The 24,011-nt window shown below is 56.1% G+C and carries 22 protein-coding genes; 9 read left to right on the top strand and 13 right to left on the bottom strand.

All coding sequences use genetic code 11. The features are described from left to right. The first annotated feature begins 60 nt into the window (after positions 1 to 60). Positions 61 to 1,380 carry an MFS transporter gene (locus JL015_RS19695; protein WP_201019620.1) on the top strand — a complete coding sequence of 440 codons (1,320 nt, stop codon included), beginning with the start codon at positions 61 to 63 and terminating at the stop codon, positions 1,378 to 1,380. A gap of 111 nt (positions 1,381 to 1,491) precedes the next feature. Next, positions 1,492 to 2,253, top strand: coding sequence for an IclR family transcriptional regulator (locus JL015_RS19690; protein WP_201019619.1), 762 nt, complete (start codon positions 1,492 to 1,494; stop codon positions 2,251 to 2,253). A 76-nt stretch (positions 2,254 to 2,329) separates the two neighbouring features. Here JL015_RS19690 and JL015_RS19685 read toward each other — a convergent pair whose 3' ends face one another. Next, complete coding sequence (locus JL015_RS19685; RefSeq protein WP_201019618.1) at positions 2,330 to 3,229, bottom strand: AraC family transcriptional regulator; 900 nt, start codon at positions 3,227 to 3,229, stop codon at positions 2,330 to 2,332. 156 nt (positions 3,230 to 3,385) lie between these two features. Here JL015_RS19685 and JL015_RS19680 point away from each other — a divergent pair, with 156 nt between their 5' ends. Beyond that, positions 3,386 to 4,144, top strand: a complete 759-nt coding sequence (locus JL015_RS19680; RefSeq protein ID WP_201019617.1) for an SDR family NAD(P)-dependent oxidoreductase — start codon at positions 3,386 to 3,388, stop codon at positions 4,142 to 4,144. Positions 4,145 to 4,194: 50 nt separating this feature from the next. After that, the gene (locus JL015_RS19675) at positions 4,195 to 4,878 is read left to right on the top strand and encodes a glutathione S-transferase family protein (RefSeq protein ID WP_201019616.1); all 684 of its coding nucleotides are present in this window, start codon (positions 4,195 to 4,197) and stop codon (positions 4,876 to 4,878) included. Positions 4,879 to 4,959: 81 nt separating this feature from the next. On the opposite strand, the gene JL015_RS19670 is transcribed toward JL015_RS19675, so the two are convergent. The 9 genes from JL015_RS19670 to JL015_RS19635 form a co-directional block, all read right to left on the bottom strand. Continuing rightward, entirely contained in the window at positions 4,960 to 5,973 is a 1,014-nt protein-coding gene (locus JL015_RS19670; protein ID WP_236250242.1) for a GlxA family transcriptional regulator, read from the bottom strand. 186 nt (positions 5,974 to 6,159) lie between these two features. After that, positions 6,160 to 7,650: an aldehyde dehydrogenase gene (locus JL015_RS19665; RefSeq protein WP_201019614.1), complete on the bottom strand. Its 1,491-nt coding sequence runs from the start codon at positions 7,648 to 7,650 to the stop codon at positions 6,160 to 6,162. Position 7,651: 1 nt separating this feature from the next. Then, a complete protein-coding gene (locus tag JL015_RS19660; RefSeq protein WP_201019613.1) occupies positions 7,652 to 8,554 on the bottom strand; it encodes a dihydrodipicolinate synthase family protein in 903 nt (300 codons plus the stop codon). A 168-nt stretch (positions 8,555 to 8,722) separates the two neighbouring features. Further along, positions 8,723 to 10,039, bottom strand: coding sequence for an NAD(P)/FAD-dependent oxidoreductase (locus JL015_RS19655; RefSeq protein ID WP_201019612.1), 1,317 nt, complete (start codon positions 10,037 to 10,039; stop codon positions 8,723 to 8,725). A 128-nt stretch (positions 10,040 to 10,167) separates the two neighbouring features. Then, positions 10,168 to 10,305, bottom strand: coding sequence for a hypothetical protein (locus JL015_RS27895; protein WP_268939677.1), 138 nt, complete (start codon positions 10,303 to 10,305; stop codon positions 10,168 to 10,170). A gap of 5 nt (positions 10,306 to 10,310) precedes the next feature. Further along, complete coding sequence (locus JL015_RS19650; protein ID WP_268939676.1) at positions 10,311 to 11,222, bottom strand: GlxA family transcriptional regulator; 912 nt, start codon at positions 11,220 to 11,222, stop codon at positions 10,311 to 10,313. Positions 11,223 to 11,312: 90 nt separating this feature from the next. Continuing rightward, positions 11,313 to 12,338, bottom strand: a complete 1,026-nt coding sequence (proX, locus tag JL015_RS19645) for a glycine betaine/L-proline ABC transporter substrate-binding protein ProX (RefSeq protein ID WP_201019611.1) — start codon at positions 12,336 to 12,338, stop codon at positions 11,313 to 11,315. Positions 12,339 to 12,380: 42 nt separating this feature from the next. Next, positions 12,381 to 13,334, bottom strand: coding sequence for a glycine betaine/L-proline ABC transporter permease ProW (gene proW / locus JL015_RS19640; RefSeq protein ID WP_201019610.1), 954 nt, complete (start codon positions 13,332 to 13,334; stop codon positions 12,381 to 12,383). A 50-nt stretch (positions 13,335 to 13,384) separates the two neighbouring features. Further along, positions 13,385 to 14,419: a quaternary amine ABC transporter ATP-binding protein gene (locus JL015_RS19635; protein WP_201019609.1), complete on the bottom strand. Its 1,035-nt coding sequence runs from the start codon at positions 14,417 to 14,419 to the stop codon at positions 13,385 to 13,387. A 367-nt stretch (positions 14,420 to 14,786) separates the two neighbouring features. On the opposite strand from JL015_RS19635, the gene JL015_RS19630 reads away from it, so the two are divergent. The 4 genes from JL015_RS19630 to JL015_RS19615 all read left to right on the top strand — a co-directional run bounded on the left by JL015_RS19630 (position 14,787) and on the right by JL015_RS19615 (position 19,932). Beyond that, positions 14,787 to 15,746 carry a LysR family transcriptional regulator gene (locus JL015_RS19630; RefSeq protein ID WP_201019608.1) on the top strand — a complete coding sequence of 320 codons (960 nt, stop codon included), beginning with the start codon at positions 14,787 to 14,789 and terminating at the stop codon, positions 15,744 to 15,746. A gap of 140 nt (positions 15,747 to 15,886) precedes the next feature. Further along, entirely contained in the window at positions 15,887 to 17,263 is a 1,377-nt protein-coding gene (locus JL015_RS19625) for an MmgE/PrpD family protein (RefSeq protein WP_201019607.1), read from the top strand. Between the two features lie 196 nt (positions 17,264 to 17,459). After that, on the top strand, positions 17,460 to 18,695 hold the full coding sequence (locus JL015_RS19620; RefSeq protein ID WP_201019606.1) for an aromatic ring-hydroxylating oxygenase subunit alpha: 1,236 nt from the start codon (positions 17,460 to 17,462) through the stop codon (positions 18,693 to 18,695). An 85-nt stretch (positions 18,696 to 18,780) separates the two neighbouring features. Beyond that, positions 18,781 to 19,932 (top strand): MFS transporter, encoded by a 1,152-nt coding sequence (locus JL015_RS19615; RefSeq protein WP_201019605.1) that lies wholly within the window; start codon positions 18,781 to 18,783, stop codon positions 19,930 to 19,932. 89 nt (positions 19,933 to 20,021) lie between these two features. On the opposite strand, the gene JL015_RS19610 is transcribed toward JL015_RS19615, so the two are convergent. Beyond that, complete coding sequence (locus JL015_RS19610; RefSeq protein ID WP_268939678.1) at positions 20,022 to 20,576, bottom strand: TetR/AcrR family transcriptional regulator; 555 nt, start codon at positions 20,574 to 20,576, stop codon at positions 20,022 to 20,024. A gap of 343 nt (positions 20,577 to 20,919) precedes the next feature. On the opposite strand from JL015_RS19610, the gene JL015_RS19605 reads away from it, so the two are divergent. Further along, positions 20,920 to 21,255 carry a DoxX family protein gene (locus JL015_RS19605; protein ID WP_201019603.1) on the top strand — a complete coding sequence of 112 codons (336 nt, stop codon included), beginning with the start codon at positions 20,920 to 20,922 and terminating at the stop codon, positions 21,253 to 21,255. On the opposite strand, the gene JL015_RS19600 is transcribed toward JL015_RS19605, so the two are convergent. Together JL015_RS19600 and JL015_RS19590 are read right to left on the bottom strand one after the other, a co-directional pair. Beyond that, the gene (locus JL015_RS19600; RefSeq protein ID WP_201019602.1) at positions 21,252 to 22,490 is read right to left on the bottom strand and encodes an MFS transporter; all 1,239 of its coding nucleotides are present in this window, start codon (positions 22,488 to 22,490) and stop codon (positions 21,252 to 21,254) included. The two genes, JL015_RS19605 and JL015_RS19600, sit on opposite strands and share 4 nt — an antisense overlap. Before the next feature lie 158 nt (positions 22,491 to 22,648). Continuing rightward, entirely contained in the window at positions 22,649 to 23,755 is a 1,107-nt protein-coding gene (locus tag JL015_RS19590; protein ID WP_236250237.1) for an MBL fold metallo-hydrolase, read from the bottom strand. Between the last annotated feature and the right edge of the window lie 256 nt (positions 23,756 to 24,011).

The raw sequence follows: 24,011 nt of genomic DNA, 5'->3' as shown, positions 1-24,011 counted from the left end.
TTGCATCGACTTTGACGACACCGTCTGGCCCTGCATAAGAACAATATCGAGGAACCCGTCATGGCTAACGTCACGACTCCAGCAAACGCTACCCCCCTGACGCAACCACTTGAGCTTTCCGAACTGCAGCAACGCGCTCTGCGCAAAGCTGCATGGCGGCTGATCCCACTTCTGGCTCTGGCTTACTTCTTCAACTATCTCGACCGTACGAGCGTTGGCTATGCCGCGTTGCAAATGACGGATCAGCTTGGCCTGACAGCCGCGCAGTTCGGGCTGGGTGCAGGCATCATGTTCGTCGGATACTGCTTGTGCGAAGTACCCAGCAATCTCGCCATGTACCGGTATGGCGCCAGACTCTGGATGGCACGGATCATGATCACCTGGGGGCTGGCAGCAGCTGCAACCGCTCTTGTCGTCGGACCTTACAGCTTCTACATCATTCGTTTCATTCTCGGCGTGGCTGAGGCAGGGTTCTTTCCGGGCGTCATCTTCTTCCTGACACTGTGGTTCCCGCTTCAGTACCGTACCCGAGTGCTGGCCTGGTTTACCGTAGCAACACCGATTTCGTTTCTGGTCGGCGGTCCACTGTCTATATGGCTGCTGCAGATGCACGGTATCCTTGGATTGGCCGGCTGGCAGTGGATGTTCATCATCGAAGGGCTTCCAGCATGCGTTCTAGGGCTGATCACTCTAAAGGTACTCGCCAACCGGCCAAGCGAAGCCAAGTGGCTGAGTACTGAGGAGCGTAATGCACTGGATACACTCTTGGCAGCAGAATCGGGCAAGACTCAGAAGAGTCATGCCTTCAAGGGTGCGCTCAAGGATCCTCGTGTATGGATTCTCAGCTCGATCACTTTCAGCTTCACGATTGGTACGTACGGGATCGGTATCTGGCTGCCACAAATGCTCAAGGCGCAAGGCGTCGAGTTGAGCATGATTGGCTGGATTGCAGCCATCCCCTACTTCTTCTCAACCATAGGATTGCTGTTCTGGGCCAGGCATGTAGACCGTACCGGTAAAGGCATTCTGAACCTTGTGATTGCGTTGGTTCTGGCAGGGCTGGCCCTGCTGTTCGCTCTTCAGATGAGCGCTTTGATTCCTGCGCTGATCGGTATCACGCTGGCGCTGGTAGGCACTATTTCGGCCAAAACCATTTTCTACACATTGCCCGCCAAATTCCTGAGTGGTCAGGCGGCAGCAGGTGGTATTGCTCTCATCAACTCGATTGGAGCGTTCGGCGGTTTTGTTGGGCCATACCTGATGGGTTACCTGAAAGAAACTACGCAATCTTTCACGGCAGGACTGATGGTGATGGGATGCATTCTGTTGTTCGCTGCCGTGATGGCGCTGGTGCTCAAGCTGTTCATGCGAGAAGCCTGATCAGAACAGTGTTCTGTTGCGCCCAGAGGCTGGATTCTCTATGTTGCGATTACAGCAACTCTGGTTGACCTGTCTCATGGCAGGCCTTTTTCAAGCAACAAAAGTGACGCTATGCCTACCAACAGCACCCCAGAAAGTGACGACAGTACTGAAGCAACAGCAGGCGGTGTCGCCGCTGTAGATCGTGCCTTCGCGATTCTTGCAGCTTTCGACTCCGATCGCCCCAGCCTGCCCTTGGCAGAAATATCACGGCGCACAGGTCTGTATAAAAGCACGATCTTGCGCCTGATGACGTCCCTCGAGCGGGGAGGCTTCGTACGCAGGTTGGCGGATGGTCAATTTGCTATCGGGCACGAACCTCTTCGTCTCGCCCAGCTTTATCAGGGCTCTTTCAATCTGCGTGATGCGCTACTGCCCATCCTCGAAGCGCTGTCTCAGGAATGCGCGGAAACCTCATCATTTTATGTTGCGCAAGGAGCGAGCCGGGTCGTCTTACTCCGTGTTGAACCGAAACGGTCGGTACGTGTTTCCATTCATGAAGGGGATCGATTCCCCATCAATGCGGGTGCTTCAGGCAAGGTCCTCCGAGCATTTGGCGCAGCTAAAGACCCATCTCTTCAAGCAGTCCGCGAGCAGTGCTGGGCAGCCTCATTCGGAGAGCGGGACCCAGACACGGCTGCTATTTCTGTTCCGGTGTTTGGCGCTGGAAACATACTTGCCGGCGCATTGACTTTATCTGGGCCGGCAGATCGATTTAACGCCGAGCAAATCAAGCGCGTACGCTCCACTGTCTTGAGAAAAGCAGCGCAAGCGACTGCTGCATTGGGCGGAGTAGCCGAAACTTATGTCACCGCTATCAATGCAACAGATTGAATGCTGCCAATAATGTCTTTAGGGAGCCACCCTCCCCTGAACGCTAACGCCTGCAATCCATAGACAAGTCTGCTGTTTACGCCCTTGTTGAAGTGGCAATAGCCTGCCGTATCTCCCGCACGTCGCGTGCAGGCGATGCGCCGAATTGTCGGAGATATTCGCGGCTGAACTGTGATGCGCTTTCATAGCCGACAACGAACGCCACGTCAGAGGCGCGATGCTCACCGGCAAGCAAAAGCTGGCGAGCCTCCTGCAATCTGAGCTGTTTCTGATACTGGATCGGGCTGAAACCTGTCATTGACAGAAAATGACGATGCAGGCTCGCCCGGCTCATGCCGCTTGCATCACACAAGGCTTCGATGCGAAGCCGGGTATTGTAATTGTCCCTGATCCAGGCAACGGCACGCCGGATGCTGCCCAGTGCGCCATTGGGCTGGGCAATCTGACGCAGCAGCCGCCCTTGTGGCCCCTGCAGGAGACGATAGAGCAATTCCCGTTCGACCATGGGGCCGAGGACCGGGATATCGGCAGGCGTGTCGAGCAACGACAATAAGCGCAATAACGTGTCGCGCAGCGGCGCGGTCATCGGGTTTATCGTGATGCCAATCCCTTTTTGTTCGCTCTCGCGAACCGCAGGCATGGTCGCCGCCAATTCCGCCAGTATGGCCGGATCCAGTACGAGCGATACCGCAACGTAAGGCTGCCCACCCTCAGCATCAAGAATCTGTCCGCTCAAAGGCAGGTCCAGGGCGCTGATGAGATATTGTTCACTGTCGTAGTTCAGAAGATTGTCGTTGATCGAAACGCGCTTAGAGCCTTGCAGGATGAAGCAGATCATCGATCGATACAGGCATGGTGCCTTGTCTGTAGTACCTTGCCCGACGCAGAGGTCTACACGCGGAATCCGTGTAATCGTCAAACCCGGTGGCGCATGGCGCAGGGCTATATCAAGATGCGGTGCAAGATCGTTATTCATGGGCCGATTATGCCAATGCCCCGCCACCACGCAAGATGATTGAGACAATCAGGCAATAAACTGAGCGTATCGGGCGTGGGTTATAAACAGGTCATTGCCTATCTTGAGCAGGTCAGAAAGCACCAAGCGGTGCGCCTAACCTAGTAGAGACAGTCCATGACCAATCAGATCGCACTCATCACTGGCGCCAGCCGCGGCCTTGGCCGCAACATGGCTCTTCACCTCGCCAAACGCGGCGTTCATATCATCGGTACCTATCGCAGCAGTGCAACAGAAGCCGAGACGCTGAAGCAAGAGATTGAAGCGCTGGGCGGCAAGGCCGCGATGCTGCCGCTCGATATCACCGATACCGCCAGCTATCAGGCTTTTTCAAACGCGGTGACTGATACGCTGAAGACCGGATTCGGCCGCGAGCGCTTCGATTTCCTCGTCAACAATGCCGGTAATGGCCTCTTTTCAAACTTCGTTGACGCGACCGAGGACCAGTTTGCCTCACTGGTCGCCACGCACCTTCGCGGCCCGGTTTTTCTGACGCAGAAGCTGCTACCGATCATGGAAGACGGCGGTCGTATCCTGAACGTTTCGTCCGGTTTCGTGCGCTTCACTTTGCCGGGATACAGCATTTATGCGGCGGTAAAAGCAGCCGTCGAGGTACTGACCCGTTACATGGCCATAGAACTTGGTTCACGCCAGATTCGGGTGAATGCAATTGCCCCGGGCGCCATCGCAACCGATTTTGGCGGTGGTGCCGTGCGCGACAACAAGGATGTGAACGCCTACGTAGCACAAGGCATCGCACTGGGCCGTGTCGGTCTGCCGGACGATATAGGCGGTGCGGTTGCCGCCATTCTGTCCGATGACATGGCCTGGGCTAACGGGACGACTTTTGATATTTCTGGCGGGCAATTGCTCTAGTCACAGCAGCATTACTTCCATCACATCGCCGCCCCTGTCGAGAGACCACCATGCCGCACGCTCAACTTACGCTCATCAGTCATCCGTTGTGCCCGTTCGTTCAGCGAGCGGCTATCGTGCTGCTGGAAAAGAATGTGCCCTTTGAGAGGATCGATGTCGACCTCGCAGCCAAACCAGACTGGTTCCTGGCGCTTTCACCGACGGGAAAAGTGCCGTTACTCAAGGTGGCGCTGCCGGACAGGACGAACGCGGTACTCTTCGAGAGCATGGCCATTTGCGAATATCTCAACGAAACGCAGGAGGGTGTCAGTCTTTACTCCAACGATGCGCTCTCCCGTGCGCGCCAGCGCGCCTGGGCAGAATTCGGCGTGGCGATGCTCTCCGATGCCTGGCAGTTCCTCAACGCCAAGGACCTCGCGATTGCTGAGAACAAAAAAGCGGCCTTTCGAGATAAATTGCAACGACTTGAAAGCGAGCTTGATCAAACGCCGTATTTTGCAGGGTCAGCGTTCGGCATGGTCGATGCAGTGTTTGCCCCTGTGTTTCGTTATTTCGACTTGCTGAGCCCGGTTGTCTCCCAGCCGATCTTCGATAACCTTCCCCGTGTATCTGCCTGGCGGGTTTCACTGGCAAACAGGCCAAGCGTCATCTCGGCCGTAGGAGGCGATTACGCTGACCGATTCAAGCAGTACCTTGTCAGACAGCAGGCAATACTTTCAGGCTCGGTTCGTTAAAAACTTCAGTGGGATTTCGATATCAACTTTGCTCAAAAGATCTCCGATAGCTAACTTCGGCACAGAGCGTGCTTTCAGTATTTAAAACTCCATCCGCAGCTCTCGGGAGGGGGAATAACCGAAGTAGGAGGTGTAACACTTGCTGAAATGGCTAGGCGATATGAATCCACACGCCACAGCAACCTGAACGATTGAAAGCCTGGAGTACTGGAGCAAACGGCGCGCCTCCGTCACACGCAGCTCAAGGTAGTAGCGCGAAGGAGTGGTGCCGAGCTGAGCCCTGAACAACCGCTCTATCTGACGCCTTGACAGGCTGACCCACCCCGAAATCTGTTCCAGATCCAACGGTTCCTCAAGATTCGCCTCCATCAACTTGACCACCTCTCTCAACGGCGCTGCCATCTTGATGTGAATCGCCGGACTCAGGCGACGATATCGGGTTGTCTCAAACGCCAGGATATCTGTAATACCGTCGACCAGGGTGGCTCCCTGAGATTGACCAATCCAGTCCAGCATCAGATAGAACGCCCCGTTTGGGCTGGCGCAGGTGTAACGGTCACGATCGACAATGTAGTTCTCACTCGTTACCTGGCTGTAAGGCGCAGCTTCTGCGAGTGCGGGACGATGCTCGGGGTGAATCGCACACCTGTAGGCATCCAGAAGGCCCGCCTGCCCGAGAAACCATGCCGCATTCCACAGCCCCGCCAGGGCCACTCCCCTTTCTGAGGCTTTCTTGAGTAACAGGCGCAAACCCGCATCAGCGTTTAATGGCGTGCGCAAGCCGCCACAAACCACCAAAAGATCAAGCTCGGTGACGGGATAGCTGGAAAGATTCTGATCAGGACGGATACGGATTCCCAAGTCACTGATCACCTCTTCCCCGCTCAAGGTAAAGGTGCAGGTGGTGAACAGATCAGGTCGCAATAAATTGGCAGTGACCAGCGCATCCAGAGCGTTGGTAAAAGAAGGAAGGGAAAAATGATCGAGTAAAATGAAGCCCACTGCACAATAAGTGCTCGTTACAGGTTTCTCGTTTTTAAGATACCTGAGGTTTTTCCCTTTGAGGGTTCCACAAAAACTTCGCGGCTCTATCACTTCAACCACCTTGATGTCAGACGCCTGCACGATAAAGTTGAGCTGCAAAAAATCCCGCTGCCATGACCGCATCAACTTACAAAGCACAGCTTTCAGCCAGAACGGTCATTTCAATCATCAACCAGAATCGCCCCGCGCGAAACATCAATTGACCGGGACAATTCTGGATCAAGCATCAAGACGCCATCAGGAGGCATCAATCCAGATGGTTTTCAACTCGGTGTATTGGTCGTGCGCCCAGATTGACTTGTCGCGGCCACCAAAACCGGACTCTTTATATCCACCGAAAGGTGTGGAAGCGTCGCCCTCACCGAAGCAGTTCACGGTGACGATGCCGGCACGAATGCCACGCGCCAGTTTCAAAGCATGACGCAGGTTGCCAGTGTAGGCGCAAGCAGCCAGGCCATAGGCGGTGTCGTTGGCAAGGACGATGGCTTCATCGACCGACTGGAACGTGGTCACGCTCAGTACAGGACCGAAGATCTCTTCCTGGAACAAACGACTGTCACGTCTCACGCCATCAACAATGGTCGGCTCGACGAAAATATCCTTGGCCGTGTTGCCACCCACCAGCACCTTGAGCTTTTCTTCTTTGGCTACGTCGAGGTAAGAACGTACTTTCTCGAAATGCGCCTTGCTGACCATCGCCCCCAAGCGGTTTTCCGGGTCCAGCGGATCACCCATTTTCCAGTCATCCAGGTGGACCTGTACGCGCTGTAACAGAGCGTCCTTGATATCCGCATGCACGATCAGCCGTGACGAGGCCGAGCAGTTTTCGCCCATGTTCCAGAAGGCGCCGTTCACCACATGCTGGGCGACGACATCGATGTCTTCGACATCATTCATCACCACTGCGGGGTTCTTGCCACCACACTCAAGCACAATACGCTTGAGGTTGGACTCACTGGAGTACTTGAGGAACAACCGACCGGTGTCGGTAGACCCCGTGAAACTGACCATGGCCACGTCCGGATGCCGACCCAACGGCTCACCGGCCTCCTTGCCGCCCCCGGGCACTACGTTGAACACGCCGGCCGGGATTCCTGCCTGATGAGCCAGTTCAGCAACGCGCAGCGTACTCAGCGTGGTTTCCTTGGCTGGCTTGACCACGATAGAGCAACCGGCAGCCAACGACGGGCCGATTTTCCAGGCGAGCATCAACAGCGGGAAATTCCATGGCAGTACCAGACCGACGACACCAATCGGCTCGCGCACAACCATGGTCACCGCCCCAGAACCTACCGGCGCGGTCGAATCGTAAATCTTGTCGATCAGCTCGGCGTGCCAGCGAAGGGTATGGATCGTCTCGGGCACGTCGACGTTCTGGCACTCACGAATCGGCTTGCCGCTGTCCAGGCTCTCAAGAACCGCCAACTCATGGGCATTGTCTTCGAGCAACAGGGCGAAACGCAGCAGTACCGACTTGCGAGCCGAAGGTGCCAGCGAATGCCAGCGGGCGTCTTCAAACGCATCCTTGGCTGCTGCAACCGCATCATCGACATCCTGCGCATTACACGCGGCAATCTCAGTCAATACCTGTCCGGTGGCTGGATTGGTCGTGGTAAAGGTCTTGCCCGACCTGGCCGTGCAAAACTTGCCATTGATAAAGGCCTGATTGCGAAACTCAAGCTTCGCGGCCAACTCAAGGTATTGCTCTTTATTCAACAGGTCTGCCATTTCAAGCCTCCTCGACGATGCGTGCCACATTCTGTTTCAGGGTTTTGATCACATCTTCCAGCGCCTGTTTCTCGGACGCCTCCAGGGGTTGCAGCGGCGCGCGTACGCCACCAGCGCGCAGACCGCTCAGCTCGCTGCCATGCTTGATCGATTGAACGAATTTGCCGCTCTCAAGGAAGTCCATCAGCGGCAACATTGCCGACATGATGCGACGTCCTTTATCGAAGTTCCTTTCGATAACGCAGGCCTCGTACAGCGCGATGTGTTCACGCGGGATGAAGTTGGAGCCCGCGCAAACCCAGCTGCGTGCGCCCCATGCGAAGAACTCCAGCGCCTGATCATCCCAACCGCAGGACAACTGAATCGACGGATGCGCGCTGGCAATGCGGTGCAGGCGGGCCATCTCGCCAGAACTCTCCTTGATGGCGGCAATGTTCTTGCAGCTGGCAATTGCCTCGAAGAATTCGTCGCCCATCGCCACGCCCATTCGCGACGGATAGTTGTAGAGCATGATCGGCAGACCGGCCGCCTTGTCCACTGCCAGCACATGGGTGGCAATTTCCTTCTGCGTCGGCAGTGCATAAGGCGGCGACCCGACCAGAATGGCATCGGCCTCAAGCGACTTGGCCTTCTCGGCGAAGTAAACAGAGTCCTCGGTGCGGATACCACCTGTGCCGATCACCAGCGGCAAGCGCCCCCGGATGACTTCTTTCGCACGCTCAGCCACGGCAACACGCTCGGCGGTGGTATGTGCGTAGTACTCGCCCGTCGAGCCACCAATCACGATGCCGTGAACCCTGGACTCGATCAGGTATTCGAGCACTTCAGCGAACGCCGAAAAATCGATCTGGCCATCGGCTGACAACGGGGTAATGGCAGGGGTGAAAATTCCGTCAAAGTTCATAGCGTCTTCTCCAGTGATTGCAATGTTCAATCCGCACGCCCGGTTACGAGCCGGACACAGACAGTGGTCAATTCAGCGATGCGGCTTCTTGTAGCTTGAGTGAGCGCGTAGAACGCGAAGAGAAACAGCACCAGCAAACTCGGCCCGGCGTGCCCGATGGATAGAGCCTCAGCTCTCTCGTCCGGCACGGTACTGCCCCCACTTCAGGTTCATGTTCACTCCCAGCGAAAGGAAAGGTTCTGGTGGGTTGCTGTTAGGTCCAGGCGCTTGCAACAAGAAATCAATCAACCCGTCACGCCGCCCCGCCAGCCAGTCGGCCAGCAACGTGCCCGTTACCGTGCCGCGCGTAACGCCAAGGCCGTTACAGCCCAGCGCGCCATACACATTCGCAGCCAGCTCACCGAAAAATCCGTTGTGGTTTCTCGACATGGCCAGCGCCCCGCCCCAGGTGTAGTCGAACGTCACGTCCGGCAGCATCGGGAAACGCACGTCAAAAGAGGCCTTGTGCCGGCGTACAAAACGTTCGTTGTATTTGCTGTTGCTGCGACCATCCGGGTTGAAGCTGAAACTGTTGCGAATCAGCAGACGGTTATCCGGAGTACGCCGTACCGTAGTGCCGAAGGGGTCTGCCGGAATCACGCCCCAGAAGGGTTTTCCACCCAGGCGCGCCTGCTCTTCTTCGGTCAGGGGTCGGGTGATGCTCGCGTAGGTGTAGATGGGCAGCATGCGTCCCTGCAGAAATCCGAAACGCATGCCGAACGAGTTATTCGCCAGGATCAGTTTTTCCGCTGTAATGCTTCCATGGGCGTGCTTCAGAACAGTCTTTTGGCCGTATTCCACTTCAAGGATCGGCGTGTGTTCATACAACGTGACGTTTGCCGGCAGATGGTTCGCCAGCCCTTTGACCAGGCCCGACGGTTGCAGCAAGACAGCCCCCGGGGTGTAAAGCGCCTTACGGTAGAAACGAGTACCCAAATGTTCTGCCAACCCCTCTGCGTCGATCATCTGGTATGGCTGATCGAGCTTTTCCAGCCCTCGGCGATAAGCGTCGAGTACTGCGATGCCACGATCCTCCACCGCGGCCTGATATTTGCCACAGGCTTTCATCTGGCAATCAATGCTGTATTGATCGACCAGGTCGCGCAGGATCGACTGGCCAGCGAGATTCAGTTTCAAACTCATTCTGGCCAGGTCGATATCGCCGATGTAATCCTCTGCACCGATATCATGGGGAAGATCGATGGCGAAACCCGCATTGCGGCCCGAGGGGCCCAGCCCGACTTCCTGCGCCTCGATGAGCACCACATGGTCATCGGGGAAATTCAGTGCAAGTTGCCGGGCAGCCGCCAGCCCGGTGAATCCGGCTCCGACAATGACCCACCGGGCAGCGCTGTGGCCTCGGTGAGCGGGCTCGGGATTACGTGGCAGGCTCAAATGAAACCAGCCACAACTATCATCATCGGCGGGCAATGAACTGACTTTCATAGTGTTGAACCATTCATCGTTGAAATGACAAACCGGACTCGGCACGAGGCGAACGCACAGAGAGGCGTTGATTAAAAACAGCTACCTAATCGACGGGACGCTAATACGCTGGCACTTGATGAATTAAGTCAAAAGTTCGCAGCAATGGCGTAACGACCTGCACTGGCGTAATAGTTATCCCTGAATGTCATTGGCGGTAATCCGAACAGATCCTTGAAACGCTTATAGAAATGCGGATAACTGACAAACCCGGTGGCAAGTGCCACATCCGTTAACGATCGATCACTTGCACAATAAGTTGCCGAGCCCGGGTCAGGCGCAACTCCAGATAATATCGATTGGGTGCAACGTTCAAATAACGTGCAAACCGTCTTTCAAGTTGTCGTCGTGACACGCCGACGTGACTGGCGATTTGATCAATCTCCATCGGCTCCTCGATGTGTTTTTCCATCAAGTTGAGGGCGACATTCAACGGTTTTGGAATAGCGACCGATCGAATGCATTCATTACTGAACGCAAAATCGTGCGCCAGTTGCCTGGGTTGATGAACCCGTCTGATTTCATCCACCAGGGAAGCGTCATTGCAGGAGCCCAGCTCTTGCATGAGTGCCAAGGTCATATCCAGCGCTGAATGGGCGTTGGCACAGGTGGCGCGGCGCTGTTCAAAGGTAAAGTCGAGGCCGGACACGCTCAATTGTGGGAAATACTCGCTGATCAGACCGCAACTGTCGCTGTGACACGCGAAGTCCAGCCCATCGAGAAACCCCGCATCAGCCAGGTAAAACGCGGCATTCCAGCACCCGGCAACAACGCCCCTGGCCGCTGTTTTTTTCAATACTCGTCGCAGCAGCGGATTGGCCGAAAGCCTGACACGTTGCCCCCCCACGACGATAACCGCATCGTGATTGAACCCCTCAGCCACCAGCCTTTCCGAAGAAAGCGGCACGCCGATATCGCTCTCGACCAGGCCCCCCGACAGCGAATAGGTTGAGACTTTATAAATCGTGTCGCAGTTGATCAGATTACCGGTGGCCAGGGCATCCATCGCCGTTGAGAAGGTTGTCAGCGAGAAATGATCGAGCAGGATAAAGGCCACCCGCACGATACGCTCATGTCCCGACGCCCCCCTGGATTGTCGAAACCCGATGTTCTGTAGCTTCAACGTACTCTGAAAAGTTTCCATCTTGCACCATCCGAAACCCATGACTTGAAACAAGGTACAACCGGCGTGCTGGCGAGGGACGTGGCCTCCGCCAACACGGACCTGGACCGATTACCTCACCGCTGCGGCACGCGCATCGCTGAGCCAGCCGTCGTAGGCTTGCTGGTTGGCCTTGATCCACTCCGCGGCATGGCGCTTGATGTCGGCAAGGGACTTTTCACCCTTCTGCATACGCAGGTTCTGCGCACTTTCATCGGCGGTGGTCAGGCTGACTTCGGACAGGAATTTGCGCGCAACCGGGTTTTTCTCGGCGAACTCTTTGTTCATGACGGCGTTAACCGTATCCACCGGAAAACCGAGGTTCTTGCCGTCGTGAAAGGTATCTTTGCTGTCCTTGCCATCCGGCAGCGAGGTAAACGGCACCGGCAGCCAGACCACGTCGCGCCCTTCCACCAGCACACTGGCAATCCATTGCGGCACCCAGGTGAAGAACAGCACCGGCTTGCCTTGTTGATAGCGGGCAATGGTATCGGCCATCAGCGCGAAGTAAGACCCGCGGTTATCGACCACCGTTGGCCCCAGGCCATAGGCTTTCATGTGATGTTCAACCATGACTTCGCAGCCCCAGCCGGGGTTGCAGCCGGTCAGGTCGGCCTTTCCATCGCCATTGCTGTCGAACAACTTGGCGATCTCTGGCCTTTTCAAGTCCGACAGATCCTTGATCTGATAGGCCTCTGCGGTCTTCTTGTCGATCATGTAGCCCTGCAGCACGCCCTTCATGATCTGACCGACCTTGACCATCACATCATCGCCACCGGCCTTGTTGTAAAACGCTTCGTGCAGGTGTTCCCACTCATGCACGGTGAAGTCTGCGTCGCCATAAGACAGCGCAAGAAACATCGCCGGGTAGTCGGTCTCCTTGGGCTGCTTCACGTTGTAGCCAAGCTCCTTGAGCCCGGCAATCACCACCTCACCGCGAAAGCGCTCTTCGGCAATAGTCGGAAAAATCGGCGTAATGGACACACCGGCACCGGGTTTAGTGGCATCAGCCGCGAAAGCCGCCGAGCACAGCACCGTACCGAACACCGACGCAATCAGGCCCGCAACGACGCTTTTTTTCAGATTTGCTAGTTTCATTTTTCACCATGCTTGGAATTTTTAATGGGTGAGCAGGCAAACTTAATTCGTCACTGGACGTACAACGTTCTTCTTTTTCTTCAGTTTCATGACCAGCCCCAAAGGCCCGGTTTCATACCAGCGTTGGCCGGTCGCCAAATCACTGCTGCGCTCCCCCATCGCCTGGGTCAGTCGATCAAGAAACACCGCCAACAGCACCAGACCAGCACCACCGACGCTCGCCAGCCCCATGTCCAGGCGACCGATACCGCTCAACACCATCAAGCCAAGCCCGCCGACCGAGATCATCGAGGCGACTACCACCATCGACAGGGACAGCATCAATGTCTGGTTGAGCCCGGCCATCATCGTCGGCGCCGCCAGCGGCAGTTGAACCTTCACCAGCATCTGGGTGGCCGTACAACCAAAAGCGCGGGCAGCCTCGATCTTGTCGGCCGGAACCTGGCGGATACCGAGGTTGGTCAGCCGCACCAGCGGCGCGACGGAGAAAATGATGGTGACAATCACGCCGGGCACGTTGCCAATACCGAACAGCATGACCACCGGTACCAGGTACACGAAGGCAGGAAGTGTCTGCATGGCATCCAGCACCGGGCGGATGATCACTTCCATGCGGTCACTGCGGGCACAAAGGATGCCCAGCGGTATGCCGATGACGGCGCAGAACAGCAATGACGTCAGTACCAGTGCCAGCGTGACCATGGCATCGGCCCAGACGCCGATCAGCCCAAGCCCCGTCAGCGTCGCCACACTGAAAATCGCAATGCGCTTGCCACCGACCTGCCAACTGATCAGCCCGGCAATGATGATGAATACGGTGGGAGGCACCGACAGCAGTCCCCACTGAACACCATCCAGGACTTGATCGACCGGCCAGCGGATCGAGCGAAATACATCCCGAAAGTTGTGCACCAAATATTTAAGGGCGGTTTCTACCCATGAGCCCAAAGGGATATTGATACTTTGAAAGGGGTCTAGAAAATTGAAGTCAGACATGGTGCTACCTCGCCCTCAGAAATGGCTTATCAATTCTGATTATTCGGAGTTCAGTTGCTACAAAGGCAGCTAAGAAGATGACCTTGTGAAATCGAGCCTTTATACAACCCGACTTCATCTACAACCGGCATGGGAGTGGCCGAGGCAGCAACGATATGAAAGATCTCTCGAAGAGAGGCTTCCGCCTTGATGGGAGTTTGATACCCAGGCTGATAAACGATGCCGGCGTCGTGCTGAGCGATATCACCTGCTTTCAGAATCCGGCTGGCATCGAATCCATTGAAGAAATCACGTACATAATCATTCACCGGATTGCACAGAAGCTCACGCGGCGTGCCGATCTGCACAACTTTTCCGCCTTCCATGATCGCAATCCGGTGACCGATCCGAACGGCTTCTTCGATGTCGTGGGAAATGAAGATAATGGTTCGATCCTGCTCGGCCTGGAGCTTGATCAACTCGCCTTGCATTTCACTGCGAATCATCGGATCAAGCGCAGAGAATGCTTCATCCATCAGCAGAATGGCCGGATCGTTGGCCAGAGCACGAGCCAGACCGACCCGCTGTTGCATGCCGCCAGACAGTTGATGTGGAAAACTGAGTTCCTGTCCCGACAACCCGACCTGTTCCAACGCGCCCATCGCGCGGCAGTAACGCTCTTTTTCGCTGACACCGCTGATTTCCAGGCCGAAACTGACGTTGTCGATGACGCTCATGTGCGGCATCAAGGCAAAGGACTGAAAGACCATGCCCATGTCTTTGCGACGAACCTGTAACAAGTCCTTGTCGGCTAGACCGGTGATTTCCTTTCCATTTAAAAAAATGCTGCCGGAAGTGGGTTCTATCAACCGGTTGAATAACCTGACCATGGTCGATTTTCCGGAACCGGACAACCCCATGATCACGAAAATCTCACCGCGGCGAACCGAAAAGTTAGCGTCAAATACACCGATTGCCTGGCCAGTCTTTTTGAACACTTCAGCTTTTGAAGCGCCCTCTTCAATCATCTTCATTGCAAGTGCTGGCTGCGTACCAAAGACCTTATATACATTCTGCACGCAGATGATCTCGTCGGAGCTTGTCATACCTTGCCTCCCTCGCGTTGTGCAGTATTCGCATCAAGCGACATGCAAACGAGCGAAAATAAAATTAAGCGGCAGCGGTAATGAATAGATGTCTTCACGACGGGCTTCCTTTTATTATTTTTGGGGCCCTAGGAAAAAGGGATGTTTCAAATTTATTAGCATCACCCCGCTTAATCCAACTACATTTACAGGGACAATTTGATAACGTCAGGTTATTGATTGCCGCTGCGTCTCTCGGAGTGTGGCAACTGCCGCCCATGAACGACTGACGCTATCCTGCCAGCGACGCTGGCGTAGCCCTCCATGTCGGGTTCCGTTACCCTCCTCCCGCTTCATTGGGGAGCTGTATCGTTAAGAGAGCGTTTGAATGACCAAGCATGTCGACCCTGACACCATCTTGCTGAAGATGCCGTCCTTGAGGGCTGTGAAGGCATTTGTCGCGGCCGCCAAGTACGAAAGTTTTACCCGTGCGGCACAAGCCCTGTGCGTCTCGCAAGCAGCCATCAGTCGACAGATTCGCGAGTTGGAGAGTTACCTGGGGGCGCAATTGTTTACCCGGGTAGGACGTGCGGTGGAACTGACGGCCGCCGGCACGGTGTTCTTTGATGCTGCACAGCTTTCATTCGTGAATATCGCTCAGGCCGCCGAACGGATCCGCAACAGTCAGTCCAGTAAAAAGGTCCTGACGGTATGTTGTTCCCCGGCCTTTTCCGCACTGTGGCTGGCCAATCACCTGCCGGAATTTTTCGCGCAAAGTGAGGGCATCGAGCTCAACCTGATCACTACCCAGAATTTCCTGACCATGGAACCTGGTGTTCAGCCTGACATTTTTATCACCAAGATCTCTCGCATCAGAGAAGGTTATCGAAGCTATCCGTTATGTCATGACGTCATCTACCCCGTATGTACCCCGCAGTATCTGCAACAGCACCCGGAAATATCGACCATTGAAGGCGTGCGCGACTCCGCACTGTTGAACCTGAGCCCCTATGGTCGTTCGCAAGTGGCCGAGCATGTCGACTGGGGCGTCTGGCTGGCTTTCCAGGCGATTGACATCGACGACCGCCCGGCCAACAGCCCGCAGATATTCAATGCCAATGACTACAACCTGCTGATCAGCATGGTACTGACCCACCAAGGCATCGCGCTTGGCTGGAATCACCTGGTCACGCCGCTGGTAGAGCAAGGGTTGCTCGTGCGACCGATCGAACAGAAGGTTCAACTGCGAAACAGCTGGCACTATTTGAGTTGCCGTGAAAACCCGGACAATGAAGAAGAGCTACGGCGCTTTCGCGAGTGGATCCTGTCGAAGTTTCCCCGCCGCTAACCAGCGCCTCAATCATCAGGCGATTTGGTTATCAATTGCCCAACGAAAATGTTGCTAGAGCAACACAACCTTCCTGGCTCATTGTTGAGCAGCACCGGCCAAAAGGGGTCCGGGGTTACTCACCAGGAAAGGATGGTTGAATGTCACTCTTCGAGTTCTGTCGCGACTTTGATTTCCTCAACGCCCCGCTCAAGACCCGGTCAATCGTGCAGGACAGCCTGCTGGATATCGTCGGCGTCATGGCTGGCGCAGCTTCCAACGAAACGAGCATGGCAATTCGGCGTTACGCCACACTGCACTACCCCGCCGGGACCTACACCAGCCGCCTGATTTTCGACGGACAACGTGTCAACCTGCTCGGCGCGGCATGGGCCGGAGGCTTCAGTGCCGACAGCCTTGATGCCCATGAAGGCCACTTCAAATCCAAGGGCCACGCAGGTGCAACGGTAGTTCCGGCACTGCTCGCGCTGGCAGACGCACTGCACGACCACGGCCGGGATATCAGCGGGCACCAATTGCTGACGGCCCTGTGCATCGGTTATGAAACCGCACTGCGCGCCGGTTCTGCCCTGATGGGGACCTCGCCCACGTATCACGCCTCCGGTGGTTTTTCGGCAATGGGTGTGGTGTGTGCCGGCTCGCGACTGCTCGGCCTGGACCAGCAAACCTTTCGCCACGCCCTCGGCATCGCCGAATACTTCAGCGCACGCTGCCCGATGATGCGCGTCGTGCAAGCGCCAACCATGTTGCGCGACGCCCATGGTTCCGGCGCTTTTGTCGGTTTGAACGCCCTATTGATGGCCAGGGAAGGCATGACGGGTGCCCCGGCTGAAACCGTGGAAGATGCCTCGGTTACCGAGTACTGGCGTGACATGGGTCAGCGCTGGGAGATTGACAGCCAGTATTTCAAACCCTGGCCGGTGTGCCGCTGGGCGCAGCCTGCCTTGACGGCGATGCTCGAAATGCAGCGAACCCATCCGCAACTGGACGCTGATTCGATTGAAGCCATTCGTGTGGAGACTTTCCATGAGTCGATGTGCCTCCAGGGGCACTCCCCGGCCGATGCAGATCAAGCGCAGTACGCCCTCGCCTTTCCGCTGGCAGCGCTGATCGTTCGAGGAAGACTGGGGCCCGATGAAGTGACCGGTGCATCCATTCACTCAGCCGACATCCTGGCCTTGAGCGGGCGAATCGAAATTGTCGAAGCGGCGGATCTCTCAGCCAGATTTCCCGGCGAGATCCTCTCACGGCTGATCATCACCCTGAAGAACAGAGCAGTGCTTGTCAGCCCGATCACCGCAGCCCGAGGGGACCCGCAAACCCCGATGAGTGCGCAGGAGCTGAATCAGAAATTTGACCTGTTCGCCTCCGGCCTGGGCCTTGAGCGCAGTGCTGCAGTAAAGCAGGCGATCAAGAACCTTGGGCACGCTTCGTCTGCCATTGATGCGCTCGCACCGATTTTCCAAGGGGTTTCAAACCTGGCTGAATGCCCGGCATCCATAACCTCCAATCATTGATTGCCCATAGCAAATGTCGTTTGTGACGACCGTCATCCCCCCTATAGGCTGAGGACTATCGTCTCCTTATTGGGTCATGCGTATGGCAGCTGCGCCATGTGCATTCAAGGCAATAAAGAACACGCTGTTTTTTTCAAGACTCTACCAGTCACATTAAAAGGTGACCGCTCAAGATCTATGTCCCGGGAGGATAAAAATGAATAATAAAGAAACCGTTTTTGACCTGATCGCACAACGCAAACCATGGCACTCGCTCCCCGGCGCTCTTTACAGCAGTGAAAGCGTATATCGCCAGGATCTTGAGCACATCTGGCACAAGGACTGGATATTTGCCGGCCACACTTTCGAGCTTGCAAAACCAGGACAGTATTTCACGCTGCAAGTCGGTGATTATCCAGTGGCCGTCGTACGCGGCAAAGATGGTGAAGTGCGGGCATTCCACAATGCGTGCCGCCACCGTGGCGCAAAGATTTGCGAGGCGGACCACGGCAAAGTCGCGAAGATGGTCTGCCCGTACCACAAATGGACCTATGAGCTGGACGGCAATCTATTGTTTGCCGGGAACATGGGCCAGGACTTCGACAAATCGCAATACAACCTGAAAAGCGTTCACTGCGAAATCGTCGACACCTACATTTACATTTGCGTCGCCGCCAAGGCACCGGATTTCGAAGGCTTCCGCAAAGCCGTCAGCCCGTTTATTGCGCCGCATTATCTTAATGACTGCAAGGTGGCCTTCGAGTCGAACATCATTGAGAAAGGCAACTGGAAACTGGTCTTTGAAAACAACCGCGAATGCTACCACTGCGACGGCTCCCACCCGGAGTTACTGAATTCGTTCGTCGATAACCTCTCGGTGGGTGGCATCAGTGGCGAGGATGATCCTGAGCTGTCGGCCTACTGGTCGAAGTGCGAGAAAGCCGGGTTGCCAAGCCGTTTGGTGATGGACATCAATGGCCAGTTCCGCATGACCCGCATCCCGCTCTCATCCGGTGCCGTCAGCTACACCATGGACGGCAAGCCAGCCGTCGCCGGCCGGCTGGACAAGACCTGCGAAGCCGATATCGGCGCCCTGCTGTATTTCCACTACCCGTCCACCTGGAATCACTTCCTCGGTGACCATGCACTGAGCTTCCGGGTGCTGCCGATCAGCGCCACTGAAACACTGGTCACCACTAAATGGCTGGTGCACAACACGGCGGTGGAAGGCGTTGACTACGATATAGATCGCCTGACCAAGGTCTGGATTGCGACCAACGATCAGGACAGGACATTGGTCGAGGGCACCCAACGCGGCGTGACCTCTCCGTCGTACGAGCCAGGCCCGTACTCGGAAACGGCCGAGACCGGAGTGTGCCAGTTTGATGACTGGTACTGCACCACCATGATGGATCGGCTCAAAGGGCCGACTCCATTGAAATCCGTTGGCTGACAGCCACTCGATGCAACGTCGGTTCTTCCACTTGAAGAACCGACGCCCATGAGCTGGAACCGTATAGATAAGGATGTCAGCAACAATGAGTACCTCTACGCCTTCTTTAGCGATCAATGCCAATTACGGCGAGCGCGTTTCCACCCGAATCACGTTTTTAATCACTGGTATCGTCATGTCGGCCTGGGCGCCTCTGGTGCCATTGGTGAAAGCGCGTACCGGGCTGGACGACGGCGGCCTGGGATTGCTGCTGTTTGGCTTCGGCACAGGTTCGATCGTCGCAATGCCCTTCGCGGGATATCTGACTGCGCGTTTTGGCTGTCGCCCGGTGATTATCTGTTCGACTATCGCCTTGTGCAGCTTACTGCCGATCTTGAGCCATGTGGCGTGGCTACCGGGGTTGGCAATATCCGTACTGTTGTTCGGTGCCAGCATGGGCATGCTCGACTGCGCGATCAATATCCAATCGATCATCGTTGAAAAAAACAGCGGCGAAACCCTGCAATCCGGTTTCCATGGTCTCTACAGTGTCGGAGGTATCGTCGGCGCGGGGGCGATGACGGCCATGCTCAGCCTGGGACTGGAGCCGTTGCTCTGCGTACTGTGTCTGGTCGCGCTGATTCTTGCCTCACTTTACAAGGCTGCTCCGATGCTGTTGCCCTACGGCACTGAAAGGAGTGGCCCGTTGTTTGTGATTCCGCGAGGCATTGTGCTGCTACTGGGCAGCCTGTGTTTCATCGGGTTCCTGACCGAGGGCGCCATGCTCGATTGGAGCGCAGTCTTTCTCGCGTCCCGGCAGGATATGTACCCAAGCTACGTGGGCTTGGGGTATGCATGCTTCGCTGCTGCCATGACCATCGGGCGCCTGACTGGCGACATGATCGTCAGCAGGCTGGGTGGCGTTCGCGTAGTGGCGCTGGGCGGGATCTGCGCGGCGGCGGGCATGGCAGTCTCGCTGCTATTCGACAGCTGGCAAGCGTCGTTACTCGGTTATGCCCTGGTCGGTGCAGGTTGCTCGAATATCGTCCCGGTTCTGTTTACCGCCGCAGGGCGACAGACCCATATGCCGCAGCGCGCAGCCATCCCGGCGATCATTTCCATGGGGTATGCGGGCATCCTTGTGGGGCCGGCATTCATTGGCCTGGCAGCACATATCAGTTCACTGACAATCGCGTTAAGCGCACTGGTGTTCCTGCTGCTGTTCGTCAGCTATGCCGCGCGTTTACTCAAGGTTTGAATCTGCCGTCAACTTGCTCCACCACTGCCTGAGTGACAGTTGTCATCAGAAGAGAGCTTTCACTGACAGAACTCATATAAATCAATCAGTTAGGGCAAGCCGACACTCCTGCGAGCCAGCGCCACCATCTCCGGCTTGATTTCCTTGAGCGATTTTTCAGAAAGGATGAGATCGTCAATTGCACCGAGCATCCCCCGCAGGATGAAGGTCGCGGTGGAGTGGGGATTGTTCACGACAAAGATTCCCTTTTTCTGTCCCTGGATCAGAAGGTCGGTCAGCCCCGTGATGATCCTGGTATTTCCCACAGTCCAGCGAGACCCGGGATAGTTACTCCAGGCGATATCGTGCAACTGGTCCGCCGAGCGAATGTACCAGTCACAAGCGGCACTGACCCATGCATCCAGCCGGACATCGGGGTCCTGCCCTGCCCTCGTTTCCAGTACGGCATCCAGATCGGCCTCGAACTCATCGACCACACTCTGGCGTAACGCCGCGAGCAGCGCCGATTTAGATTCATAGTGGTGATAGAAGGTGCCTTTGCTTGAGCCTGCGCGCAGGACGATATCATCCACGCTCGTTTCAGCGATTCCCTTTTCCGAAAACAGCACAGCCGCAGCTTCCAGAATGTTCCTGGCACTTCGCAAGCCGCGTTGCTGAGGCTTGCGAGACCGCAAGGAAGTGCATTTGCTCGAAGCGGGCTCGTTTTCTAGTGTCAATTTGTTTCTCGCGAATCGATTTCAAAACACCTGTGCGCGCCTGCCGCACCGTCAGCACCCGCAGTTTACCTTGCCAAGCGCATGGGGTCTTCCTTGCGAAACAGACGACTTCCTGCGCCAGAGGGAGCCGCTCTTCAGCTTGACAAAATAGACTGCCAGTCTAAAAATCGCAAAAACAGACTATCAGTCTGTTTTAACGCTTCTGCTTTCAGGCATTTTTCAGCATGCCGCAATCAGCCGGGCTCAGCAGATACTCATGGGATATACCGTAATGACTGGCATAGATTTAACAGAGGCTCTGCCTTGGGCGCTCGCAGCATTCTTTCTGTTGGGCGGGATCGTGAATTGGATCGCTCCGGCGCGGATCAGGAAAGACTATGAGCGATGGCGCTACCCTGGCTGGTTCCATTACGTCACTGGCGGGCTGGAAATTATCGCGGCCATACTTTTCATTTTTCCGCAGACACGGATTGCAGGCTCAATCCTCGCCATTGCAATCATGGGAGGAGCCTTTGCTACCCTGATCTTCCATCGCGAGTACAAACATGCACTTCTTCCTGCCCTGGTGCTTTTCCTGGCCCTTGTGTGTGGATGGAGCGCAACCTAGCAAGCTCTGGGCGAGTCAGTTTCGGTGCCACCGACACCTTCATGCCGACTCGCCTGCCCCAACGCCATCCACGCAAAGGCTGAGGATGTGAGCAGGACCACGACGCCCAGGGCAAACGGACTCCACCAGCCCAGGCTGTCGAACAGCATGCCACCCAGCCCGGCTCCGACAGTGATCGCCATTTGAATGGTGGCGACCATCAGGCCACCACCCGCCTCGGCATCGTGCGGAAGAGTCTTGCTCAACCATAGCCCCCACGCCACGGGCGCAGGCGTTGCAACCAGTCCCCATGCCGCGAGCAGGACTCCCACTGCCCACATGGAGCTACCCATCTCGATCAGCAGCGCAGCGAGGACTGCCATCGACAGCGGAATGGCGATGAGATAGGCGTACATACGGGTTTGCAGCAATGAGCCCATGAAGTAAGTACCGACGACACCGCTCGCTCCCAGCAACAGAAGCATGAGCGACAGCGTCGTGACACTCACGCCGGTGACGGCTTCCAGAAACGGGCGCAGATAAGTGAAGACCGCAAACTGCCCCATGAACAGCAGCATGATTGCCAGCATCCCGAGCGCGACTTGAGGATTACCCAGCAAACGGAAAGGATTACTGGAGCGGGTAGTCGCTTCACTGCGCATCGCGGGAATGCTCAACCATTGCCAGATGAATGCAAGCACGGCCAGCGGTATCACGAGGAAAAACGAGCCTCGCCATCCGATGAACTGCCCAAGATAACTGCCCAATGGCGCAGCAACCGTGGCCGCCAATGCGTTGCCACCGTTAATGAGTGCCAGGCCTTTTGCAACGGAGTCCTTGGGCACCAGCCGCATGACAGTCGCGGTCGACATGGACCAGAAACCGCCAATCGAGATACCCAACAGGGCGCGCCCGGTCATGAAGAGCATGCCGTTATGTGCCCAGGTAACAATTGCGCCAGAAATCACCAGCAGCAGACTGAAACTCAGCAGCACTTTCTTGCGGTCGAATCGCCCGGTCAGCGGCGTATTCAGAAGGCTGGTAAGGACGGCAAAAAAGCCGGAAATCGAAATCGCCTGGCCTGCCTGCCCCTGGCTGATCCCAAGGTCCTGGGCAATCGGCGTAAGAAGGCTGACCGGCATGAACTCCGATGCGATCAGTACAACGACACAGAGCGCCATTGAAAATACGGCGCCCCAGGCCGGAGGATGGCCGGGAGTCGTTTGTCGCTCCGGGTGGGTTTGCAGTGTATTCATATTTCTCCACCTGCTGAGGCTTTCGAGAGAGTGGGAGAACTGCGCGACAAACCTGTCGGCACAATCCGCATAACCTGCTCAGATGATTCGGCCGAGGGCATTCTCAGGCCCATGCCAGCCGAGTCGCTTGAAGCGTATGTAGAGGCTGGGTCAGCACTTCAGTCGACGCTGTTCCACCATGCCTCAAAGGTCTGGGCACGACCGTCGAAGTGAACAGGCTGACCGATCATGGGGGTCCACAGGGCATAGCCCCTTCCTTCGCTGGCCACAGTCAGGCGTCGGAAAGGATCGTTCCAGTCATGTGACGCGAGGGAGAAGCGTCCCACATGCCCCGGAGTCAATACTCGGGCACCGAGGTCGTTGGCAGCCTGAGCGGCCTCTTCGGGGTTCATGTGCAGGTGAGCCCAACGCGGATCGTACTGACCGCTGTCGAGCGACACCCAGTCGAACGGACCGAAGCGTTTGCCAATCTCTGCAAAGTGGCTGCCATAGCCAGAGTCGCCGCTGAAGAACAGCCGCCGCTGAGGGGATTCCAGCGCAAACCCTACCCACAACGCCTGATTACGGGTCAGTGTGCGTCCGGAATAATGCCGCGCAGGTGTCGCATGCAGTTTCAGATCCTTGCTGACTTCATAGCTGTCATACCAGTCCAGCTCGTGAACCCTGGCCGCGTCATAACCCCAGGACTCGAAATGCGCTCCGATGCCCAATCCGGTAACCACCTGTTTGACCAGAGGCTTGAGGGCAAGGATCGTCGGGTAATCGATGTGATCGTAATGGTCGTGGGTGAGCAGTAATACATCGATCCATGGCATGTCCTGCACCGAATAGATATTCGTGCCGCCAAACGCAGTCACCACTCCGGGCAATGGCGCCGCATGATCACTGAATACCGGGTCGATCAGGATGCGTTTGCCGTTCAGTTGCACGTACCAGGAAGAATGGCCGAGCCACACCACCAGATCATCCTGTGGGTCCAGCGAGCGCAGGTCGGTCTTTTGCGTGGGAATATCATGGGCAGGCCGAGGCTTGCCCTTCTGCGCGAAAAAGTTATCGATGCGGATCGACAACTGGGTAGCACCATTGGTCAGGAAAGGCGTGTCCTCCTGATTCTGAAAGGCACCATTCACATAGTTCGGCGACGCCTGGATGCGGGCAAGCCGCTCGCCCTGAGGCAACTGCCCGAAAACCGGCTGACGCATATAGAAGAAGGCTGCCGCAACCAGCACGGCAATACCGACCGTGAGCACGGCCAATGTTCGCAACAGGATTTTTCTCATCTCGGCCCAGGCCACGTTCAAAAGTTGCCCGCGATGGTAGGGAGAGAAGGCGTATCGAACCAGACCTGTATTACTTGATACGGCTATGAATGAGATTCAACAATGCGTCTGCTTTCTGTCTTGTCGCAAATGAATTCGTCCCACGGACTGCCGCTACCCGGCTCAATAATCTGTTGAACGCTATGACATCAGCCGGTTGACTGTCAGCAACCAGACGAAGAGACTGGTCATAAACGAGGCA

Source organism: Pseudomonas cichorii, assembly GCF_015471405.1.
Taxonomy (GTDB): domain Bacteria; phylum Pseudomonadota; class Gammaproteobacteria; order Pseudomonadales; family Pseudomonadaceae; genus Aquipseudomonas; species Aquipseudomonas serbiensis.
The sequence above is the reverse complement of the archived record's forward strand: the minus strand, read 5'-3'. Positions and strand labels throughout refer to the sequence as shown.

What these genes read in the sequence shown, in the direction of transcription:
- JL015_RS19605 (WP_201019603.1), top strand. Translation starts at nt 20,920, where the DNA reads ATGACTGGCATAGATTTAACAGAGGCTCTGCCTTGGGCGCTCGCAGCA.
- JL015_RS19665 (WP_201019614.1), bottom strand. Translation starts at nt 7,650, where the DNA reads ATGGCAGACCTGTTGAATAAAGAGCAATACCTTGAGTTGGCCGCGAAG.
- JL015_RS19660 (WP_201019613.1), bottom strand. Translation starts at nt 8,554, where the DNA reads ATGAACTTTGACGGAATTTTCACCCCTGCCATTACCCCGTTGTCAGCC.
- JL015_RS19675 (WP_201019616.1), top strand. Translation starts at nt 4,195, where the DNA reads ATGCCGCACGCTCAACTTACGCTCATCAGTCATCCGTTGTGCCCGTTC.
- JL015_RS19690 (WP_201019619.1), top strand. Translation starts at nt 1,492, where the DNA reads ATGCCTACCAACAGCACCCCAGAAAGTGACGACAGTACTGAAGCAACA.
- JL015_RS19635 (WP_201019609.1), bottom strand. Translation starts at nt 14,419, where the DNA reads ATGACAAGCTCCGACGAGATCATCTGCGTGCAGAATGTATATAAGGTC.
- JL015_RS19685 (WP_201019618.1), bottom strand. Translation starts at nt 3,229, where the DNA reads ATGAATAACGATCTTGCACCGCATCTTGATATAGCCCTGCGCCATGCG.
- JL015_RS19655 (WP_201019612.1), bottom strand. Translation starts at nt 10,039, where the DNA reads ATGAAAGTCAGTTCATTGCCCGCCGATGATGATAGTTGTGGCTGGTTT.
- JL015_RS19695 (WP_201019620.1), top strand. Translation starts at nt 61, where the DNA reads ATGGCTAACGTCACGACTCCAGCAAACGCTACCCCCCTGACGCAACCA.
- JL015_RS19620 (WP_201019606.1), top strand. Translation starts at nt 17,460, where the DNA reads ATGAATAATAAAGAAACCGTTTTTGACCTGATCGCACAACGCAAACCA.
- JL015_RS19625 (WP_201019607.1), top strand. Translation starts at nt 15,887, where the DNA reads ATGTCACTCTTCGAGTTCTGTCGCGACTTTGATTTCCTCAACGCCCCG.
- JL015_RS19600 (WP_201019602.1), bottom strand. Translation starts at nt 22,490, where the DNA reads ATGAATACACTGCAAACCCACCCGGAGCGACAAACGACTCCCGGCCAT.
- JL015_RS19630 (WP_201019608.1), top strand. Translation starts at nt 14,787, where the DNA reads ATGACCAAGCATGTCGACCCTGACACCATCTTGCTGAAGATGCCGTCC.
- JL015_RS19615 (WP_201019605.1), top strand. Translation starts at nt 18,781, where the DNA reads ATGAGTACCTCTACGCCTTCTTTAGCGATCAATGCCAATTACGGCGAG.
- JL015_RS19650 (WP_268939676.1), bottom strand. Translation starts at nt 11,222, where the DNA reads ATGGAAACTTTTCAGAGTACGTTGAAGCTACAGAACATCGGGTTTCGA.
- proW (WP_201019610.1), bottom strand. Translation starts at nt 13,334, where the DNA reads ATGTCTGACTTCAATTTTCTAGACCCCTTTCAAAGTATCAATATCCCT.
- proX (WP_201019611.1), bottom strand. Translation starts at nt 12,338, where the DNA reads ATGAAACTAGCAAATCTGAAAAAAAGCGTCGTTGCGGGCCTGATTGCG.
- JL015_RS19680 (WP_201019617.1), top strand. Translation starts at nt 3,386, where the DNA reads ATGACCAATCAGATCGCACTCATCACTGGCGCCAGCCGCGGCCTTGGC.